Annotated in this window: 18 protein-coding genes; 6 read left to right on the forward strand and 12 right to left on the reverse strand. The window is 57.6% G+C overall.

The annotated features are described in order from the left end of the window. Window positions 1-3 precede the first annotated feature (3 nt). Together ABIE59_RS14585 and ABIE59_RS14590 are read left to right on the forward strand one after the other, a co-directional pair. Window positions 4-888 carry a ketopantoate reductase family protein gene (locus ABIE59_RS14585; protein ID WP_354448015.1) on the forward strand — a complete coding sequence of 295 codons (885 nt, stop codon included), beginning with the start codon at window positions 4-6 and terminating at the stop codon, window positions 886-888. A 23-nt stretch (window positions 889-911) separates the two neighbouring features. Then, complete coding sequence (locus tag ABIE59_RS14590) at window positions 912-1,469, forward strand: cob(I)yrinic acid a,c-diamide adenosyltransferase (protein ID WP_061332692.1); 558 nt, start codon at window positions 912-914, stop codon at window positions 1,467-1,469. Between the two features lie 32 nt (window positions 1,470-1,501). Here the strand turns inward: ABIE59_RS14590 and ABIE59_RS14595 are convergent, their stop codons facing one another. The 4 genes from ABIE59_RS14595 to ABIE59_RS14610 all read right to left on the reverse strand — a co-directional run bounded on the left by ABIE59_RS14595 (window position 1,502) and on the right by ABIE59_RS14610 (window position 7,586). Next, a complete protein-coding gene (locus tag ABIE59_RS14595) occupies window positions 1,502-3,532 on the reverse strand; it encodes a methyl-accepting chemotaxis protein (RefSeq protein WP_354448017.1) in 2,031 nt (676 codons plus the stop codon). A gap of 115 nt (window positions 3,533-3,647) precedes the next feature. Then, on the reverse strand, window positions 3,648-4,535 hold the full coding sequence (gene ampE, locus ABIE59_RS14600; protein ID WP_354448019.1) for a regulatory signaling modulator protein AmpE: 888 nt from the start codon (window positions 4,533-4,535) through the stop codon (window positions 3,648-3,650). Continuing rightward, window positions 4,536-5,156 (reverse strand): 1,6-anhydro-N-acetylmuramyl-L-alanine amidase AmpD, encoded by a 621-nt coding sequence (gene ampD, locus ABIE59_RS14605; protein WP_502915373.1) that lies wholly within the window; start codon window positions 5,154-5,156, stop codon window positions 4,536-4,538. A gap of 96 nt (window positions 5,157-5,252) precedes the next feature. Continuing rightward, a complete protein-coding gene (locus tag ABIE59_RS14610; protein ID WP_354448021.1) occupies window positions 5,253-7,586 on the reverse strand; it encodes a DUF1631 domain-containing protein in 2,334 nt (777 codons plus the stop codon). Window positions 7,587-7,810: 224 nt separating this feature from the next. On the opposite strand from ABIE59_RS14610, the gene nadC reads away from it, so the two are divergent. After that, window positions 7,811-8,650 (forward strand): carboxylating nicotinate-nucleotide diphosphorylase, encoded by an 840-nt coding sequence (nadC, locus tag ABIE59_RS14615; protein ID WP_354448023.1) that lies wholly within the window; start codon window positions 7,811-7,813, stop codon window positions 8,648-8,650. 18 nt (window positions 8,651-8,668) lie between these two features. Here nadC and ABIE59_RS14620 read toward each other — a convergent pair whose 3' ends face one another. From ABIE59_RS14620 to ABIE59_RS14640, 5 genes are read right to left on the reverse strand one after another with little or no spacing between them, the layout of a single operon-like run. Next, window positions 8,669-9,004: a YqcC family protein gene (locus tag ABIE59_RS14620; RefSeq protein WP_354448025.1), complete on the reverse strand. Its 336-nt coding sequence runs from the start codon at window positions 9,002-9,004 to the stop codon at window positions 8,669-8,671. A 10-nt stretch (window positions 9,005-9,014) separates the two neighbouring features. Beyond that, a complete protein-coding gene (locus ABIE59_RS14625) occupies window positions 9,015-9,812 on the reverse strand; it encodes a ParA family protein (RefSeq protein ID WP_354448027.1) in 798 nt (265 codons plus the stop codon). A 39-nt stretch (window positions 9,813-9,851) separates the two neighbouring features. After that, complete coding sequence (gene hda, locus ABIE59_RS14630; RefSeq protein ID WP_354448029.1) at window positions 9,852-10,550, reverse strand: DnaA regulatory inactivator Hda; 699 nt, start codon at window positions 10,548-10,550, stop codon at window positions 9,852-9,854. Then, window positions 10,547-11,107, reverse strand: coding sequence for a CDP-alcohol phosphatidyltransferase family protein (locus ABIE59_RS14635; protein ID WP_354448031.1), 561 nt, complete (start codon window positions 11,105-11,107; stop codon window positions 10,547-10,549). Before ABIE59_RS14635 ends, hda begins: the two co-directional genes overlap by 4 nt. Before the next feature lie 20 nt (window positions 11,108-11,127). Further along, the gene (locus ABIE59_RS14640) at window positions 11,128-12,426 is read right to left on the reverse strand and encodes a DUF8605 domain-containing protein (protein ID WP_354448033.1); all 1,299 of its coding nucleotides are present in this window, start codon (window positions 12,424-12,426) and stop codon (window positions 11,128-11,130) included. A 191-nt stretch (window positions 12,427-12,617) separates the two neighbouring features. Between ABIE59_RS14640 and purM the strand changes: the two genes are divergently transcribed. From purM to ABIE59_RS14655, 3 genes are all read left to right on the forward strand, one after another. Continuing rightward, window positions 12,618-13,682 carry a phosphoribosylformylglycinamidine cyclo-ligase gene (gene purM / locus ABIE59_RS14645; RefSeq protein WP_354448035.1) on the forward strand — a complete coding sequence of 355 codons (1,065 nt, stop codon included), beginning with the start codon at window positions 12,618-12,620 and terminating at the stop codon, window positions 13,680-13,682. After that, on the forward strand, window positions 13,679-14,341 hold the full coding sequence (purN, locus tag ABIE59_RS14650) for a phosphoribosylglycinamide formyltransferase (protein ID WP_354448037.1): 663 nt from the start codon (window positions 13,679-13,681) through the stop codon (window positions 14,339-14,341). Before purM ends, purN begins: the two co-directional genes overlap by 4 nt. Before the next feature lie 72 nt (window positions 14,342-14,413). Continuing rightward, window positions 14,414-15,163, forward strand: a complete 750-nt coding sequence (locus tag ABIE59_RS14655) for a DUF3108 domain-containing protein (RefSeq protein ID WP_354448039.1) — start codon at window positions 14,414-14,416, stop codon at window positions 15,161-15,163. Window positions 15,164-15,186: 23 nt separating this feature from the next. Here ABIE59_RS14655 and ABIE59_RS14660 read toward each other — a convergent pair whose 3' ends face one another. The 3 genes from ABIE59_RS14660 to dcd form a co-directional block, all read right to left on the reverse strand. Next, on the reverse strand, window positions 15,187-16,458 hold the full coding sequence (locus ABIE59_RS14660) for a valine--pyruvate transaminase (protein ID WP_354448041.1): 1,272 nt from the start codon (window positions 16,456-16,458) through the stop codon (window positions 15,187-15,189). A 65-nt stretch (window positions 16,459-16,523) separates the two neighbouring features. Then, window positions 16,524-17,123: a YjaG family protein gene (locus tag ABIE59_RS14665; protein ID WP_354448043.1), complete on the reverse strand. Its 600-nt coding sequence runs from the start codon at window positions 17,121-17,123 to the stop codon at window positions 16,524-16,526. Then, the gene (gene dcd / locus ABIE59_RS14670) at window positions 17,120-17,686 is read right to left on the reverse strand and encodes a dCTP deaminase (RefSeq protein ID WP_022990087.1); all 567 of its coding nucleotides are present in this window, start codon (window positions 17,684-17,686) and stop codon (window positions 17,120-17,122) included. Before dcd ends, ABIE59_RS14665 begins: the two co-directional genes overlap by 4 nt. Between the last annotated feature and the right edge of the window lie 117 nt (window positions 17,687-17,803).

A 17,803-nucleotide genomic window follows, 5' to 3' on the forward strand; every position in this document is an offset into this window, starting at 1 on the left:
GCCATGATTGCCATCCTCGGCGCCGGCTCTCTGGGCCGGCTCTGGGCCGCAACGCTACCTGCCGGGCAGGTAGCGTTTGTGCCCCGCCCGGGCCAGGCGCCCGATCCCATCTGTTACCGCTTTCAGCCCATCGAAGGTGAATCCTTCGGCGTTACCATTCCCTGGCTACAGCCCGGCCAGTCACCTGAATTGTTACTGGTGACCACCAAAGCCGGCGATACCCTCGAAGCCCTCAAAGCTGCCCTGCCCTCTATTGCCAGTTCGACACCCATTGTGTTGTTCCAGAACGGCCTGGGCAGCCAACAGCAGGTTGCCGCAACCTGGCCGCAACGCCCGGTGCTGGCAGCCTCCACCACCGAAGGCGCCAACCGGCCCGAGCAAGGCCTGACCGTTCACGCGGGCTGCGGCGCTACCTGGGTAGGTGCTTTAAACCCTACCGGGCAACCCCTGGTGAACCGGGTTGCGCAGCAGCTTGCCGAAAGCCGCCTTGAGGTTCACCCTGAACAGGACATCCTCGGCCGCCTCTGGCAGAAACTGGTAATCAACGCCGGTATCAACGCCTTTACTGCCATTCTCGATTGCCCCAACGGCGAGATACTGAAGCAGCCGTTCTACCAGCAATGGATTGATCCCTTGTGCGAAGAAATCAGCCGCCTGCTGGGCGCCGCAGCGCAACCGAAGCAAGCCCCGGAAGCCCTGCGCGACGGCATTGAGGCGGTCGCCCGCAGAACCGCCACCAACACCTCCTCCATGCGCGCGGATATGCTGGCAGGTCGCCCCACGGAAATCGACTTCATCAACGGTTACCTCGCCAGGCTTGGCCAGCAGCACGGCATTACAACACCGGTGAACCAAATGCTCACCGAACGGGTACAACAACTGGACTGATCACTTATTCAGGGAGCAAACACATGGGCAACCGCCTGTCGAAAATCTACACTCGCACCGGTGACGACGGCTCTACCGGGCTGGCCGATGGCAACCGCATCGCCAAGAATGCCCAGCGCGTGGAAGCCATGGGCATGGCGGATGAACTCAACTGTCACATCGGAGTGTTGATTGAAACGCTACCAGCCGGTGACGGCCTGATCGAGACGTTCCGGCGGATTCAGCACCACCTGTTTGATCTTGGCGGCGAGTTCGCAATTCCTGGCAGCAAGGTCATCAGCGACGACCACATTGATTGGCTGGAACAGACCCTGGATGAGCATAATGCCGACTTACCGCCATTGAAGAACTTCATTCTGCCCGGAGGTTGCCCTGCCGCCGCACAATGCCATCTGGCCCGGGCGGTTTGCCGTCGCGCAGAGCGCGTGGTGGTAGCGCTGGGCCACGAAGATTCTATCAATACTGCGTCCCGCCACTATCTGAACCGGCTGTCTGACCTGCTGTTTGTCATTGCCCGCGTGCTGGCCCGCCGGGATGGCAGCCAGGAAATTCTCTGGGAACAAAAAAAATCCGGCCTCTGAGGGCCGGATTTTTCTGATCAAAGGCACCTGCCTTATACCTTGAACGCCTCTACCAGCCGCTGAAGCGATGCCGTCAGCTCAGACATCTGGCGGGACGACGCCAGCGTCTCCTCGGCGTTGGACGCGGTGCTCTGCCCCAACTCGCCGATACGCTCCACGTTGGCGTTGACGTTCTTGGCCACCGCAGACTGCTCTTCTGCAGCCTGGGCAATCTGGTGGCTCATATCCACAATCTCAGAGATGCCCGAAGCAATGCGGTCCAGCGCTTCTGTCACCTCACCGGATTTCTGAACCGTTTGCTCCGTGGCATCGTGGCTGGAGGTCATGGCCGAGACCGCTTCCTTAACGCCACCCTGCAGGCGGGAGATCATGCCTTCAATCTCTTCGGTCGATTTGTGGGTGCGCTGAGACAGTGAGCGCACCTCATCAGCCACCACCGCAAAACCGCGCCCCTGTTCACCGGCCCGGGCCGCTTCAATGGCAGCGTTCAGCGCCAACAGGTTGGTCTGCTCGGCGATGGCCTTGATCTCCACCAACACCTGGCTGATGTTGTCGCTGTCTGAACTGACCCGATTGATTACCTCTACCGCACCGGCGATTTCTGCCGCAAGACGGTTAATGGTTTGCACGGTAGCCGCCACAACCTGGCGGCCCTTTTCGGTATCACGTTCTGCGCTACCGGCGCTGTCCGCTACCCGGTGAGCACTTTCGGTCACTTCGTTGACGGCCTCTACCATCTGCCCCATGGCTTCGTTGATCTGGCCGGTTTCTTCCATCTGGCGGGCAACCGCTTCGCTGTTGGCTGCAGCGGTATCGTTGACCCTCACGGCCTGGCTATCAACGTCACTCGTGGTGCCACTAACAGAACGGATCAGTTCAGCAATCCGGTCGGTCATGTTGTTGAACTCGGTTGTAAGCTCGCCCAGCTCATCACGATTATTAAGCTGTATGTGTGTGGTCATATCACCAGCCGCGACGCTGCGAGCCGCCTCGCTGAACCGATTGATGGCGGTTCTCACCGACATGAAGAAGCCAACGTACAGGTACACCACCAGGAGCATCACCCCAATCAGCGCACCAATGATCAGCCGGCGTTGAGCGGTCTCGTTCTGCAGCCGTCGCTCCAGATTCAATGACACCACGTCGAAAATGCTGTCATTGAGTGAGTCGTAGTAGCCGAGCTGCGTGGCAACAGCGGCATCAAATTCCTGCCAGGGCTGCTCCAGGCGCATTGGCGTGATGATGTTCAGGTCCAGCTGTTCGCGCAGAGCCATCAGGCTTTCGTCAACCCGCGTCAAGGCACCCCCGGCCCTGCTCGCCAGTTTGGGCGAGGTTTCAACAGCAATAGACAACGCAGGCGACAACAGGGAACTGCGGTTGGTCAGTTGGTCATAGATTTCATTCAGAATTTCACTCAGGTTGTAACCCACCTGGCCATCCACCAGGGCAAAGATGCCGTACGAGCGAGCCCTGCCGACAACGGTTCTCGCCTCAGGAAGCGCATTGCGGACAAGCCCGAGCAGCAACAGATTTTCCCGAGAAGCATCCTGTCCAAGGCCGGAAATTTCAATGGTGGCCGGCAGGAGGGCCAGCACTTTCTGGACAAACTCGTGGTAATACTTGAATTGAGGGTCCATGTTGCCCTGGTAGTTGTCGTCCTGTTTGAGTTGCTCCCACTCCGCCTGCAAGGCCAGAACCTGATCCCTCCAGGAACCGGAAGAGTCGAACGAGCGGTTGTTTCCCGCAAGGTCTGACAGCAGGCCATCAATCTGCTCCGCAGCAGCGCCTGCCTTACCCAGGAGTTCACCTTCATCCTTGAGAATACCCGGCGCCTGATAATCACGATAGGTCATGGACGCCGACAGCAACTGATCTACCTTGCGAAGCTCGGCAAGGCCTTCGATACCGCGGGTCATGGTTTGAACGGATTGATTGAGGCTGGAAATAACCAACCACGACAGGACAATGATCGGGCCCAGGAACAAGATGCTTATTAGGCTGAACTTGTAGACCATGGGCAACCGATTCATCAGGCTAACAGCTGGATTGATCAAATATTTCACGGTGCCCTCTCGCTGATTCTAATAACTGAATCTTTATTCTTTGTTTGATTATCGCCCAAGGTCGGAAAAACTTAATCACCTTTAAGTGTTATTCTGTAATGTTTTATGACACTGCTCAGACCACGCCAGCAATCACTAACAACGCGGCAGCACAGATCCAAACCAACATGCTCCGGTTAAGCAGCCCTCTTATAGCTGCAAGGCTACTCCTGCCAAACCCTGTCCACTCATCCGGGTGCAACCGCGCAAACTGGGCTGGATCAAGCGCATACCTGGTTAACGACCCGTTTGCGGAAATCATGAGGACCTCCGAGGTTTTTCTTCCAAAACCGGGCAACACTTTCTTCGCCTCCTTCGACCAGCCAGCGAAATCTCCGGCCAGCCCCAGGGTGCATGAAAGTAAACGGGCCGGAATCCAGCTGACAAGGTTGGCCAGTGTCCGGAAACGGGCCCGGGCTGCCTGCTGTGGCCACTGTTCAGCTAACGCCACCAGGCCCCGGGCAACCAATGCAGCGCCAATGCCGCCGACCACATACCAGAAAGCCACCAGGAAGAACCGCTCGAAAACCCCGACCACCAGTGCCTTGGAAAGCGACAGATGCATGGCCTCTGGCGAAAGCGCTGCGCCCCGCTCTTCCGGTGGTAATCGGTTCTGGATATGGCGCCAGGCGGCTTGCATGTCGCCCCGGCTCCAGGCATCCGAATAGTCATGGAGCTGCTGCCGCCAACCAGGCGCGCCCATCAGCAGTACCAGCAGGATCAGCTCCAGCGGATAAGCTGCCAGCCTTAACCCGTTCCATTCCAACGCAAAGACGACACCCGCCAGCACCAGAGCCGGCACTAACACCCATACCAATCCTGCTGCCATGGCACTTTCCTTTCCAGCCTGGATGGTTGCACCCCGGTGAAACCAGGCACGCCAAAGCACATCGCCATCAAGTCGGTCCCGGCCATCCAGTCGGCGGCGGATCAGGTATGCCAACAGAAAAACGACAAACACCATTCAGCTGATCTCCTCATGCGCCAACAACTGAACAAAGCATGGCCAGTCGAAGGCTGGCCCGGGGTCGGTTTTTCGGCCTGGCGCAATATCACTGTGGCCGGTAATGCGCTCCACGCTTATCTCAGGCCAGGCAATCATCGTCAGCCGCGCCATATTCGCGAGCGTGCGGTACTGCTCAGCCGTGTAGGGAATATCGTCTGCGCCTTCCAGCTCGATGCCGATGGAGAAATCGTTGCACTCCTTCTGGCCATCAAAGCAGGATCTGCCAGCATGCCAGGCCCGGTCCAGGCAGCTGACAAACTGCACCACCGATCCGTCACGGCGTACCAGTGCGTGGGCCGAAACTTTCATGGCAGCGATGGTTTCAAAGTAGGGATGAGCGGCCGGGTCCAGCCGGTTGCAGAAAAAGTCTTCGATCTCTGTTCCACCAAACTGACCGGGAGGCAAGCTGATGCTGTGAACCACCAGCAGGGAAATAGGCATGCCGTCAGGTCTTGGACCAAAATTTGGCGAGGCCACCCAACGGCTTCCGGGGTAGCGGCCCGTCTGCCTTAACTGTTCTGCCTGACGAGCAAGTGAGTTGTTGTCAGGTTTGCGGTCTTGGTTAACTTGTTCAGAGATTGGCAAGGCGTACCCACTGTCGCTTAGTAATGTCCAATGGATTGAATCATAAAGCGACGGTGGATGCTATGGACTGCCGGGTACGGAGCGGGGCCTTCAGTCCTTTCGACTATGGCGGAGGTTATCAATGATGGATTCCAGGGCCCGGTCAAAAATCAGGCCGTCATCCAGCAGCGTAATACCACCATCCTGCAGCGCTACCGCCAGGTCATCCCGATGGTACTCTGCCACCTTGGCGCCGCTGCGATTGACGAAAATATACTTGCCGGTTGCCTTGATGAAGGCTGCCAGCTTGCAGCGCACACGGGTATCATCGCGCACCATCTCGATCCACGAGCCAACCCGAAGCTGATCCGCCCGGGCCAGCCATTCCGCCGCAACAACCGGAGCAGACGGCGTTTCTTCAACAGCCACCGGCTCTTCCGTTGCCGGCTGCGCGTCACTCTGAACGCTCTCTGCCGCGACCGGTTCGATTTCAGGCTGCGCGACTTGCTCTGGGGCACCGGCATCCACCTGAGGTTCCGGAGGCGCCAGCATTTGCTCCGGCTGATCCAGCTCCTCTTCGGCCATGGCATGGTCTTCTGGCGCCTTCCCGGCGTCGCTGACCGGTGCCGTTACCAGTTTCTGGAAAACATCAACATGAGCCAGTTCCAGGTCACGAATGGCAGCGTCGGTTGAGAACGGGTCCCAGGAAATTTCCTGCAAAGCACTGCGAAGGTCCTCGACCACCTCCGGTATTACCCGAAGCAGCTCAGAGCGGGTTTCATCCGATACCGGCCTTGGGTCCACACTCCAGATCAGACGCTCGGTGACCGCACAGGCGGATTGCCACTGCGGGCTCGCTTCGCCCTGACGCAGCACCACCCACTGCAGATAACGAGTCCATGGCTCGCTGAGAATCTGCATCACTGCAGCCGGAATATCCCGCCCCGCGGTCTCTTCCTGAATGAGATTGTTGGCGGCCTGACTTGCGCGCTCCTGACGAGCCCGGCCTTCCTCGGCATCCCGAAGGCGCTGCTCCACCAGCTCACGACGGCGCCGATCCAGATCCATGAAGTGTCCGAAATCCTTCAGCAGTTCATCAAACAATCCGACATTGTCGGTGAACTCGTTCAGGACACGATCGACCACTTCTTCAATCTTTTCCCGGAGTGGGTCTCGCATACCCTGGCGCTTTTCAGCCCAGCCAATAGCCGACAACGCCATTTCATTAAGCAGCTTTCTGACCGGGTGGCCGCCACGGTTAAAGAAGTTCCGATCCTTCAGGGCAACTTTCAGAACCGGAATCTGCAAGCGGCCGATTAATGCTTTCATAACCGGATGAAGCTGACGGTCTTCCAGTATGAAATCAAACAACATCGAGACCAGGTTGATAACATCGCCATCCACCTGCCCAAGTGATGCTTTTTGCCCATCTGGCTGTTGCAGCACAGCAACTATTTGCTGCCGTAATGGCACCACAGTGGCATCTGAAACCGGCGGCAAAGAATTCTGCAAGTTGCTGAGGCGAGCCATCAAATCAACGGTATCAAGCGTAACAGCGCCGGCAGGCAGGCTCATTCCCGAAGATGATGACTCACCTTGATGCAGAAGTGCACTCAACTCGGAGAACGTTGGAAAACTCGAAGCACCCGCGCTAGCGGTAAACGGCGCCTGGGGGCCCGATGGATGTTCAGGCGGCTCGGACGTGCCGGCCGGCCCTGCCGGTCGCCTCTTCGTTGCTCCGGCTGAACCCGCTGCCGGCACCCGACGCATGTCTGGCAGAACCCCCTCGGCTATTAATGTTTTATTAGCCTGCTCGTAGAATTCCCCTAACTTGTCTACCAACAACCGTTCAAAGAGTTTGAGTACAACCAGTTTGGCGCGAATATCAATATCGAGGTCTGCACATGCCTCTGCAATCGCCCCACAGATCACTTCAGGACTCAAAGGCATCTGATCATCCGAAAACTGGACATCCGGCATCAAATGCCGCACCCGAGCCGCCAACATCTGGACCGGCTCCTGGTAGCGGTTACGCAATCTGTTCAGAAGGTTATCGATCGCAACCTGTTGCTCAAGCTCGGAATGGTCCACCAGGCTCAAAGAATCCTGGTCAACCTCCTCCAGTGACGAGCCTGAGCGCAGAGGTTTGAAGCGACCAAAATCATTGAAAGCCTGGCTGACGTACTGAAGCATTGATACCGCAATCGATTTGCGCCGAAGCCTGAGCTCACGCATGGCATCGAAGTAGGCTGCCTGATCCTGATTGGATCCGGCTCGGTCTGAGAGAGCGAACAGGCTGTCATCGGCTTGTTCAAAGAACGAGCCGAGAACCGATTTCAATGACTGACCAGATACGTCACGCAAGCGAATGAGCGTAGGCGGAAGCGAAAACGGACCCACCGGTTTCTGGCCGGATAAACGGACAACCTTGTTATCGTGCGCCATGGAGATGCTCCGGTGTTGATCGGCAATATCACTGGGATTTTCTATTAATGACATGATACGGCCGATCATCGTCACCTTGTGTCAGAATTTGTCACCTTTTGTGTAGAGACGACTTGCGTCACATTTTAGCAGTTATTGCCAAGGGCATTTTGCGAAACGGCAGCCTGGCAGTAGAATTGCCGGGCTCGCAGATTTCAACTCATCCAAACCGCCGGACACCCGACATGATTGCCCCTGAACTGCTCCGCCAGGCCCGAATTGAATCCGTTGCCCAAAGCCTTCGCGAAGACATCGGTGATGGCGACATTACCGCCATGCTGATTCCGGCGGACAAAAACGCTACCGGCCGGGTGATCACTCGTGAACCGGCTCGCCTGTCTGGCAGAGCTTGGGTGGAGGAGGTATTCCGCCAGGTGGACCCCGCCGTCGAATTGACCTGGTTCTTTCAGGACGGCGACGACCTTGCCGCCGACGACGTGATCTTCCGGATGGCAGGGCCCGCCCGCTCACTCCTGACCGCAGAGCGAGCCGCCCTTAACTGGCTGCAAACACTGTCTGGCGTTGCCACCAGCTGCGCAGCCTATGCGGCAAAGGTCTCCCACACCCGTGTAAGGCTACTCGATACCCGGAAAACCCTGCCAGGCATGCGACTGGCGCAAAAATATGCGGTCACCTGTGGCGATTGCGATAACCACCGACTGGGCCTTTGGGACGCCTTCCTGATCAAGGAAAACCACATTGCCGCCTGCGGCTCGATTGCCAGCGCCATCCGTGAGGCCAGGCGCATTGCTCCGGGTCGCCCGGTAGAGGTGGAAACGGAATCGATGGACGAGCTGAATCAGGCCCTGAGCGCAGGGGCCGACATCATTATGCTGGATGAATTTTCGCTTGAGGACATGATTGAAGCGGTGCGCATTACCGCCGGCAAGGCAAAGCTGGAAGCCTCCGGCGGCATCAACGCGCAGACACTGGTTCCGATAGCGGAAACAGGCGTGGATTACATCTCCATCGGCGCCCTGACCAAAGATGTCCGGGCCATCGATCTCTCCATGCGGCTGGAGTAAGCGCGCCCGACGCTACGCTCAGCTATCTGACAACAACCGATCCATCTCTTCCAGCGCCTGAACCAGGCGCTGGCCAGATTGCATCCGGCCCCGGAAGTGCTCCTCAGCCATAGGCGCAATACCAGACACGGACGGTAGCGGTTGCCCTGTCTCCACCAGTACCTTCATCTTCTGCAAGAAGACAAACTGCAGCCACTGGGTGAACGCCATGGTGTCGAGGCAGAATGGCTGGGTGCTCAGAAACGCGTGCTCCGGCGGCGGGCTGTCCTCCCACACTTCCAGGCGCCGGAGTTCTATCTCTATCCGCAACAGACTGTCCGTCACCTGATCTACCTGATTTGCACGATTACTCATGATCACGTCATCAATCGGCCAGGGGTTCGAGCTCGACTGACTCACCATGCAGCACCCGATACAGGTCTTCAAACTGTCGGGTCAACGCGTGCTTGGGAGCCATATGAATCAGCGGCTGCCGGCTTTGATGAGATTCTTTCATTTTCACCGAACTGGACAGGCGCACCGGCAATACCGGCAAACCCTCTTCTGTCAGCTCTTTAACCAACTGCTTGGGCAGGCTGGCACGCGGCTGGAACTGGTTGGCGATGATTCCCTCCACCACCAATTCCTGATTATGATCCTCCTGCAGCTCTTTGATTTCATGCAAAATGTTGTATAACGCCTGGCGTGAGAAATCATCACAGTCGAAAGGAATCAAACACCGCTGGGCCGCAATCAAGGCCGAGCGTGTATAGAAATTAAGGGCGGGCGCGGTATCGATGTAGATCTCATCGAAGGAATCGCTGAGTTTTTTCAAGAACTCACGAAGCTTGTAGATCTTGTGCTTAGCCTCGAGCTTGCGCTCCAGAAAATCCAGCTCGGGGCTGGACGGCAGAACGAACAAGTTGTCGAAAGATGAGGCATGCACAAATTCATCCGGGCGGCGGGTGAACATACTGAAGGCCACGGTCTGTTCAAGAAGATCCGCGGCGGTGTCCTTCAGTTCAGACGCCGGCTTGCCGAGCAGATAGTGTGTTGAATTACCCTGTGGATCCAGATCCACAACCAGGGTGCGCTTGCCCCGGGCCGCGCTGATCGCAGCCAGGTTACATGTGATGCTGGATTTCCCCACACCACCTTTCTGATTGAATACAACCCGTCTCATGTCGTCTCTCCAATGGCCTTTATCGTTATAAATCCGTTGTTACCACCCCATTACCGACTTCACAAACGGAATGGTTAATCTGCGCTGGGCCTGCAGGGAATTCTCATCCAGTTTATCCAGAATCCCGAGCAGTTGACCAAGACGGCGCGGAGCCCGGCGCATGATAAATCCGGCCACATCATCGCTCATCACCAGACCACGCTGTTCTGCCCTGGCCATCAAAATTCTTGACCGGTCTTCATCCCGGTAAACACCAAGCTGTACCAGCAAGCCGTGCGCAAGCCGGGAACCAAGGTCGGCCAGCCCAAACGGCAACGCCGCCGGCACCTCCGACAGGGTCACCATCAGCAACCCCTGGCGGTCCAGAATCCGGTTATATAAATGGAAAACGGCTTCCTCCCAGAGACCATCACCCGCGATCAGGTTAAGGTCATCCAGGCAAACCACCTCATACCCTTCCAACCCTGCGAGCGCCTCCGGCCCAAAGGGCATCAGTTCTCCGATACTGACACAGACCGCACTTTGGCCCCGCTGCTCGGAAAAATGACAGACCGCTTGCAGCAGATGACTTTTGCCGGTGTCGGAGTCACCACAGATCACCACAACGGGGGCTCCGGCCGGTTGCGCGCAAACCGCTCTCAAACGGTGCGCCGCATCATGATTGCGATCACCGTGGAAGTTATCAAACCGTGCGTCATCACGCAGCTTCACCCCAAGCACCATCTGTGAGGGAATCATGAGCGTTTGGCTCTCCATGCGCGCGCACCCCAAACCAGAATGTAGTGACAACCGCTGAATATGGCGGACAGGGCCACCAGCAGAATCCCGATTTCCATAACCCAGGGCTGCATCGGCAGATCAGCCATCAGAATAATAATGGCCAACGCCACGAGAATCTGGATAAAGGTATTAATCTTTCCCGGAATACTCGGTTCCATTTCAAATCGGCCAACACAATAGTGATACATCAACGCACCGCCAACAATGACCAGATCCCGGCCCAGCAACAGCACAAAAAGCCAAAGCGGGATAATACCGGTGATGGTCAGCATCAGATAAGCGGTGATCAGTAGCGCTTTGTCTGCTAAGGGGTCCGCAATGGCACCAAGACGGGAACGCCAGTTAAACTGCCGCGCAAGAAAGCCATCCAGGGCGTCTGTTGCGGCGGCAAGAAAGAAAATAAACAACGACTGGCGATAATTTCCCTCAAGCAATGCCCAGGCAAACGGGATAATGAGCAGTATCCGCAGGAATGTCAGGGCATTGGGAATCCATCGCCAACGCTGCAAAGTCACGTGCAGACCTCCGCTGTCGCTTAGCTGCCGCCACCACGGACAACCGGGGCCGGCTGCCAGCGATAGTAAAGCACTTGATACAAGGATTCGAAAGCCTGTTCGGCATCCTGTTCGTCACCATCATCCAGCGGCTGATACACGAACATGGCATCTCCCGGATACTGATCGCCAGGCTCGCCCGGCTCCTCAGCACCTTGCGGTTCGGCACCGGTCGATGCGGCAGCGGCTCGTGGCGCAGATACCGTTTCCTCTGGACGCCCCTCCATGACCACAAAGCGGGGATCCAGGGCAATGTACTCTTTCAGTTGATCCAGCTCACCGGTAAAGGTGACTTGCACTGTCATACGCTCGCTGCGAACCCTGGAGGCACCAACAGACACCACTGGCGTAAAGCTGGTCAGCGCTTTTCCGACATTGCCGTAGTCCGCAAGGGTATTGACACCCTCAAGCACGATATCCACTCGCGGGGACTCGCCCACCTCACCAGCAGCAACCGCATAGCGGCTGGCATAGGCATCGGCCCAACGCCCAACCACACGCCGCGCGAGCTCTTCCGGGTCTGCTGCAGTCACCGATTGTTCAGAGGCATCCATGCTCATACCATCGAACACCCAGCCCGCTCGCCATTGACCACCCGAGCGACTGACGCGCATGAGCGCCAATGCATCGTGAGACAAATCCGACGATGCTTCCTTGATGCGGCCAACAAATTGACCCCAGAGGTCTGACAGCAGCGAACGGTCGCTCTGCGCACCCTCTGGCGGGAAGGCTATGGGCAAGCCGCGCTCTTCCGCTGCGGCCAGAAACGCCCGGCGCCAGTCTGCAACCGCACTGCCGCCCGCCTCACTTTCATCCGTTGCGGCTGTCAGCAACTTCCGCTCGCCACGGTCTTCAATCGCGGCCCAAACCAACGTCAGCGGGCGGTTCGCCCCCCAGACCGGAGCGTTGATCGAAGCAAGGGCGCGATTGACACCAACGGCGCCAAAACTCATCTGCAACCTGGACTCACCCGCCTCGCGGCGCACCTGATAGGCCAGCAGCAGGGATTCCGCATCCTTGAGCACCTCGTCTGCGCCCTCAAGCTGTAATACATCCCGGGTACCGGAAACCCTGACCATTACCCGCCGGAGCCCCTCTGCGTAACCTGTCCTGAGATCATTTTGGGAGGTTCCGTTCACCGCCACCTCAACGTTATACAATCCCGATACAGTGACCGCCGAAGCCGGCCCTGCCAGCAGCATGGACAACGCGCTGACCAACACCAGCCAGTAAGTCATTGCCCGGAAAGCCCGAACGTCGTTTTTTTCCGTTCCAGTCATGTAACACCCTGCCGTTCCCATGATTGGCGCACAGGATACACCATCACCACAGACGAGAGTAGCAAGGCCCCGTTGCAGGTTGGCAATGATGTACTCTGAATATTTGCACGCTTTGCCGAATTCCGGTTGGAGCGCCCGGACGCACCTGTTAAAATCCGCCGCCTGACCCACAGGCCAACGGTTACATTTCCATGAGCGAACAGAAGCCTTCCCTCACCTATCGCGACGCCGGCGTTGATATTGACGCAGGTAACGATCTGGTCAACCGCATCAAGAACACGGCAGCCCGCACCCGCCGCCCCGAAGTCCTCGGCGGGCTTGGCGGCTTCGGTGCCATGGTTTCCATCCCGGCCGGTTATCGGGAGCCCGTGCTGGTTTCCGGCACTGACGGCGTTGGCACCAAACTTCGCCTGGCGATGCAACTCGAAAAACACGACAGCATCGGCATTGATCTGGTCGCCATGTGCGTGAACGATTTGATCGTCGGTGGCGCGGAGCCGCTGTTTTTCCTGGATTACTATGCCACCGGCAAACTGAACGTGGATATTGCCGCCCAGGTGGTGGATGGCATTGGCAAGGGCTGCGAGTTGTCCGGCTGCGCACTGGTGGGTGGCGAAACCGCCGAAATGCCCGGCATGTACGAAGGCGAAGACTACGACCTGGCCGGCTTCTGTGTGGGCGTTGTGGAGCGCAGTGAAGTCATCGATGGCAGCCGCACTCAGCCGGGCGATGTCATGTTGGCCCTGGGTTCTTCAGGCCCCCACTCCAACGGTTACTCGCTGATTCGCAAGATTATTGAAGTCAGCAATGCCGACCTCAACCAGCCATTGGGTGAAGACACCCTGGCTGACGCGCTGATGGCGCCCACCCGTATCTACGTGAAAAACATCCTGCAACTCATTCGTGAGGTGGATGTGCGGGCTCTGTCCCATATCACTGGCGGCGGTCTGCCCGAGAATATTCCGAGGGTTCTGCCACCCGGCACAGTGGCCGCTATCGACACCCAGAGCTGGGAACTTCCACCGGTGTTTCAGTGGCTGCAAGACGCCGGCGGCGTGGCCAGCGAGGAAATGTACCGCACCTTTAACTGCGGCATCGGGATGATTGTCTGCGTTCCTGCCGATCAGAAGGAATTGGCCATGGATGCTCTTAACGCTATGGGTGAAAAGGTATGGCAGGTAGGCGTTATTGAGGCGGCCGGCACAGCCGATGACGAGCCGAAAGTGCGCTACGCACCGGGGTTACTCACGGCATGAAGGCTGATCCCGCCCCCCTCCCGACCATCCTGGTACTGGCCTCAGGCAGCGGCACCAACCTGCAGGCGTTGATCGACGCCTCGCGGGAGCGGGACTTCCCGGGCGACATTGTGGCAGTAGGCTGCAACAAACCCGGGGCCTTTGCCCTCGAACGGGCTGCCCAGGCGAACATCAAAACGTTTGTGATCAATCATAAGGACTACGGCAGTCGGGAGGAGTTCGACGGCGCGCTGATGGCCGAGATCCGCCGCCATAATCCGGACCTGATTGTGCTGGCAGGCTTCATGCGGATTCTGACCGAAGACTTTGTTCGGGCCTTCCGCGGTAAAATGCTGAACATTCACCCTTCCCTGCTGCCAGCCTACACCGGCCTGAACACGCACCAACGAGTGCTGGAAGCCGGCGACAAGGTGCACGGAGTATCCATCCACTTTGTTACCGAGGAACTGGATGGCGGGCCGGTGATTGCCCAGGCCGAGGTACCCGTTCAGCACGACGACACCCCTGAGTCGCTGGCGGAGCGGGTTCAGCAACAGGAGCACGTGCTGTACCCCATCGTTGTACGCTGGTTTTGCGAAGGCAGGATTCAGCTGGCCAGTGACGGCGTGCTCTTTGATGGCGAACGGCTGTCTCAACCCATGCGCTTACCCGCCAGCTGAACAGATTGTCATCCCCCTCGGGCTTTTGAAAAGCTACACTGTTGCAAACGCATACAGTGAAAGAGGCTCCGGATGAAGACACTCAGAGCATCCTTGCGCATCGCTACCTGGCTGGCCGGACTCTGGTTCGGCCTGGTCTCGTTAACGGTTGCCGCAGCCGATACTCAAGACACGACCCCAGCCCTCTTCCCTCACGAGGCCACCTACTCTGCATCCATGTCAAAAGGCATTAGCCTCAGTGGCGCCGGCACGCGCAGCCTGACCGACCAGGGCAATAATGTCTGGCTTTATCGCACTCAGGTGAGGTCGTTTATCGCCGATATCGACGAATCGGTGGTCCTTCTCTGGGAAGATGACCGCGTGGTTCCCCTGCGTTATCGGTACAGCCTCAAGGGCCTGATGATCCGGAACCGGGAGCAGTCCATAGATTTCGACTGGCAGTCAGGCATTGCCACAGGGAAATACCGGGGCAAATCCTTTGAGCTGGAGCTCAAGGACGGTGCGCTGGATCCATTGGGTTTCCAACTGCAAATGCACCAGGATTTAAAAGCCGGCAAACGGGATCTGACCTACAACATCATTGATAAGGGCCGCTACAACGAGGATCGTTTCGCGGTGGTTGACGATGACAGCATCATCAACACCAATGGTCAGACAACCCAAACTCTGAAGGTGGAAAAGGTGCGCGGCGAGGATTCCAAGCGCCAGACGCTGATGTGGATAGACCCCAACCAGGGCCACCTGCTGCTCAGATTACTGCAGGTAGAGCCGGATGGCAGCGAGTATGAGCTGAAGCTGAAAGACGCGACCATTCGGGACTGATTCACAGTCGGGCGGTTCCGGCCCTAGCGGCCGGATTCCGCCCAGACCGCTTTAACCTCATCCGCGATAATTCTCAGCCCTTCTGCCACCTGCGCGTCGTCCTGGGAGTAGGTGACACGCAGGCACTCGTGACGGTGGCGCCAGTCATCTTCCGGCAAGCCCGGGAAGAAGTAATGGCCAGACACCACCAGCACCCCTCTCTGCTTCAGGCGCTGATATAGCGCCAGGCTGGAAATCGGCAGATCAGGAAACCACAGCCACAGGAACATGGCACCCTCTGGTTTGTGGATATACCAGCGGCAACTGTCCTCACCCATGGCGTCACGAAAAGCCTCCACAGCTCTTTCCATCTTGGCTTTATAAAACGGACAAACCACATCACGACTCAATGACAGGATCTCACCAGAGCGCACCAAAGGCTCGGCCAGCATGGCACCAAAACTCCCGGTCGCCAGGTTCATGATGGCGTTGATGCCAGACAGCGCCTTGATGATCGGCTCCGCCGCGATCACGATGCCAGTACGAGCCGCCGGCAGCCCCAGCTTGGACAGACTCAGGCACAGAATGACTTGCTCATTCCAGGTAGGCTGAGCATCCACAAATAACAGGCTGGGGAATGGTGTGCCATAGGCTCCGTCCACAATCAGCGGTATATCGTGCTGCCTGGCCAGGCCCTCAAGCCGTGCTAACTCCTCGTCGGTTATCACATTGCCAGTCGGATTGGTGGGCCGGGATACACAGATAGCGCCGGTTTCTCCGGTGACCTCCACGGCATCAAAATCCACCCGATACTTGAATTCATGGGCGTCGGTGAAGGAAATATCGGGCCTGACCGCCTGAAACAGACCGGGCTCGATACCGGCATCGGCATAACCAATGTATTCCGGTGCCAACGGCAACAGAATGTGTTTACGGTGTCCATCGCCGTAGTCGCCGCCGAACATGTTGAACAGCATGAAGAAAGCCGCTTGGCTGCCATTGGTCAGGGCGATGTTCTCGGGCTTCAGCCCCCAGTTGTATTCCTTGTTCAGCAATTCCGTCAGCGAGGCGATAAACTGCTTCTCTCCCTGGGGGGGATCATAAATCCCGACCAGCCGGCGCATCTGCCCCTCATCTGCCGCGATGCCCGCCAGAATTTCCTGCACCCGTTCCTGAATCTCGGGAATATGTCCGGGGTTGCCCCCACCCATCATGATCATCCCCTCACCAGAGGCCATGGCGTTACCCAGGTCATCCATCAGGGAGGTGATACCGGCGTCGGCGGTGAACTTACGACCAAAAGCAGAGAGTTTCATGGCGCTTATCCGTTCAACAGGCAATTCAATAGGTAGCTGATAAGTGTAGCGTGAGCCGGAACGGCTCAGCTATCGAGGGAAATACCGAGATTGCTGACGCCGTCGTTGGCGGCTTCCGCTTTGAGTTCGGCAATAAAGTCTTCCAGCGGCGTACGCTGGCGCTTGAGCGCGAGTACAGTGTCACGCTGGAAGATTTTGTCTTCCTTGAGCAGAGGGTGCTGTTCAAACAGGCGCACCAGCTGGTCTTCATCCAGCTCTTCACCCTCGGACATTTCCACAAAGTCCATAATGGTCCTGGTGGCCAGCTGGGATGCGTCGGTTGCGCGGTGTTTATTGGGGTTCAGTCGGTTGAGCAGTGCCTGTTCCAGCAACTGGCAGAAGTCGAAGGCCGGGTACACGCCGTAGGCGTCGTAGTCGTCCACGCTGGGGCTCAGGCTTTCGAGCTTGGTCAGCAGTTGGGGAATGGCCGCTTCGGTGGCCTCCTGCTGGAGTGTGTCCCAGGCCAGGTCCAGCAGCTGGCGCATCTTGCCACCGCTTTTCATGCCAACGGCATCAGCGAACAGGGCGTAGTTGGGAAAGGCCCGTTCGGCCAGGGTCAGCAGGAAGGCGCATTCGCGCCAGCCCTGCAGTTGTGAGACGGCTTTCAGAAACTGGTTGGCGTTCATGTCCTGGGAAGGGTCACGCCGGTCTGGCCAAGGTACTTGCCGCCACGGTCTTTGTAGCTGGTTTCGCAGATTTCATCGGATTCGAAGAACAGCATCTGGGCAACACCTTCATTGGCGTAGATTTTCGCTGGCAGGTTGGTGGTGTTGGAGAATTCCAGGGTGACCTGGCCTTCCCACTCCGGTTCCAGCGGGGTAACGTTGACGATGATGCCGCAGCGGGCGTAGGTGCTTTTGCCCAGGCAGATGGTGAGCACGCTTCTGGGGATGCGGAAGTATTCAACGGTGCGCGCCAGGGCGAAGCTATTCGGCGGAATGATGCAGACGTCGCCGGTGTAGTTGACGAAGCTGTTTTCATCGAAGTTTTTGGGGTCTACGGTGGCGCTGTGGACGTTGGTGAAGATTTTGAATTCGTTGCTGCAGCGTACGTCGTAGCCGTAGCTTGAGGTGCCGTAGGAGATGACGCGGCCTTTTTCGTTTTCACGAACTTGCCCGGCTTCGAAGGGTTCGATCATGCCGTGCTGTTCGGACATCCGGCGGATCCACTTATCGGACTTGATGCTCATGGTGAATTCTCGTTTCCAGCTGGGAAAAATTGGGGCGTAGTTTACCTTGTACCTTGGTGCCTGTCGAAGGTCTGGCGCTTGGACCTCCTAGCCTTCTTGGTTTGGAGCTTGGCAGGA

Source organism: Marinobacter sp. MBR-99, from assembly GCF_040547575.1.
Taxonomy (GTDB): Bacteria; Pseudomonadota; Gammaproteobacteria; order Pseudomonadales; family Oleiphilaceae; genus Marinobacter.

Bases quoted from the DNA above. Each gene is read 5' to 3' on its own strand.
- ABIE59_RS14585 (WP_354448015.1), top strand. From the start codon at position 4: ATGATTGCCATCCTCGGCGCCGGCTCTCTGGGCCGGCTCTGGGCCGCA.
- ABIE59_RS14590 (WP_061332692.1), top strand. From the start codon at position 912: ATGGGCAACCGCCTGTCGAAAATCTACACTCGCACCGGTGACGACGGC.
- ampE (WP_354448019.1), bottom strand. From the start codon at position 4,535: ATGGTGTTTGTCGTTTTTCTGTTGGCATACCTGATCCGCCGCCGACTG.
- ABIE59_RS14610 (WP_354448021.1), bottom strand. From the start codon at position 7,586: ATGGCGCACGATAACAAGGTTGTCCGTTTATCCGGCCAGAAACCGGTG.
- nadC (WP_354448023.1), top strand. From the start codon at position 7,811: ATGATTGCCCCTGAACTGCTCCGCCAGGCCCGAATTGAATCCGTTGCC.
- ABIE59_RS14620 (WP_354448025.1), bottom strand. From the start codon at position 9,004: ATGAGTAATCGTGCAAATCAGGTAGATCAGGTGACGGACAGTCTGTTG.
- ABIE59_RS14625 (WP_354448027.1), bottom strand. From the start codon at position 9,812: ATGAGACGGGTTGTATTCAATCAGAAAGGTGGTGTGGGGAAATCCAGC.
- hda (WP_354448029.1), bottom strand. From the start codon at position 10,550: ATGATTCCCTCACAGATGGTGCTTGGGGTGAAGCTGCGTGATGACGCA.
- ABIE59_RS14640 (WP_354448033.1), bottom strand. From the start codon at position 12,426: ATGACTGGAACGGAAAAAAACGACGTTCGGGCTTTCCGGGCAATGACT.
- purM (WP_354448035.1), top strand. From the start codon at position 12,618: ATGAGCGAACAGAAGCCTTCCCTCACCTATCGCGACGCCGGCGTTGAT.
- purN (WP_354448037.1), top strand. From the start codon at position 13,679: ATGAAGGCTGATCCCGCCCCCCTCCCGACCATCCTGGTACTGGCCTCA.
- ABIE59_RS14655 (WP_354448039.1), top strand. From the start codon at position 14,414: ATGAAGACACTCAGAGCATCCTTGCGCATCGCTACCTGGCTGGCCGGA.
- ABIE59_RS14660 (WP_354448041.1), bottom strand. From the start codon at position 16,458: ATGAAACTCTCTGCTTTTGGTCGTAAGTTCACCGCCGACGCCGGTATC.
- ABIE59_RS14665 (WP_354448043.1), bottom strand. From the start codon at position 17,123: ATGAACGCCAACCAGTTTCTGAAAGCCGTCTCACAACTGCAGGGCTGG.
- dcd (WP_022990087.1), bottom strand. From the start codon at position 17,686: ATGAGCATCAAGTCCGATAAGTGGATCCGCCGGATGTCCGAACAGCAC.